Origin of the sequence: Martelella alba (assembly GCF_005217455.1) — a bacterium.
Classification (GTDB): Bacteria; Pseudomonadota; Gammaproteobacteria; order Enterobacterales; family Enterobacteriaceae; genus Acerihabitans.
In genome coordinates, this window is the sequence record NZ_SZPQ01000126.1 from 1 (window position 1) to 1,358 (window position 1,358).

At 63.0% G+C, this 1,358-nt stretch carries 1 protein-coding gene; it reads left to right on the forward strand.

Features of this window, described 5'->3' with window-relative positions:
• A partial coding sequence (gene glpK / locus FCN80_RS25950) for a glycerol kinase GlpK (protein ID WP_136993244.1) occupies positions 1 to 1,358 on the forward strand: 1,358 nt, incomplete at both ends.

The window sequence follows — 1,358 nt, forward strand, 5'->3', positions numbered from 1 at the left end:
GACCAGGGCACCACCAGTTCCCGGGCCATTATTCTGGACCATGATGCCAATATCGTCAGCGTCTCGCAGCGCGAGTTCACCCAGATTTATCCCAAGCCCGGTTGGGTGGAGCACGACCCGATGGAAATTTGGGCCTCGCAAAGCTCCACTCTGGTGGAAGTGCTGGCCAAGGCCGATATCCGTTCCGATCAGATAGCCGGCATCGGCATCACCAACCAGCGGGAAACCGCCATCGTCTGGGATAAGGAAACCGGCAAACCGGTGTACAACGCCATCGTCTGGCAATGCCGCCGCACCGCGGATATTTGCGAAAAACTCAAACGCGACGGCCTGGAGGACTATGTGCGCCAGACCACCGGCCTGGTGATCGACCCCTATTTCTCCGGCACCAAGGTGAAATGGATCCTGGATAATGTGGAGGGCGCCCGCGAGCAGGCCCAGCGCGGCGAACTGCTGTTTGGCACCGTGGATACCTGGCTTATCTGGCGTATGACCCAGGGCCGGGTGCATGTGACCGACTACACCAACGCCTCGCGCACCATGCTGTTCAACATCCATACCCTGGACTGGGACGACAAGCTCCTGGACGCGCTGGACATTCCCCGCTCCATGCTGCCCAGCGTGCGGCCGTCCTCGGAAGTGTACGGTCAGACCAATATCGGCGGTAAGGGCGGCACCCGCATCCCCATCGCCGGCATCGCCGGCGACCAGCAGGCCGCGTTGTACGGCCAGTTGTGCGTTGAGCCGGGCATGGCGAAAAACACTTACGGCACCGGCTGTTTCCTGTTGATGAACACCGGCAAGGAGGCCGTCAGCTCCCGCCACGGCCTGCTGACCACCATCGCCTGCGGCCCGCGCGGCGAGGTGAATTACGCCCTGGAGGGGGCGGTATTCGTGGCCGGCGCGGCGATTCAGTGGCTGCGCGATGAAATGAAACTGATAAACGACGCCGTCGACAGCAATTATTTCGCCGGCAAGGTCAAGGACAGCAATGGCGTTTACGTGGTGCCGGCCTTCACCGGGTTGGGGGCGCCCTACTGGGACCCCTACGCCCGCGGCGCCATCTTCGGCCTGACCCGCGGCGTCAATGCCAACCATATCATCCGCGCCACGCTGGAATCCATCGCCTACCAGACCCGCGATTTGCTGGACGCCATGCAGGCGGACGCCGGCGCCAAACTCCAATCGCTGCGGGTGGACGGCGGCGCGGTGGCCAACGATTTCCTGATGCAGTTCCAGTCGGATATCCTGGGCACCCGGGTTGAACGGCCGGCGGTTCGGGAAGTCACCGCGCTGGGAGCGGCTTTCCTGGCCGGGCTGGCGGTGGGTTTCTGGGATGATTTGGAGGAAGTCAGGAG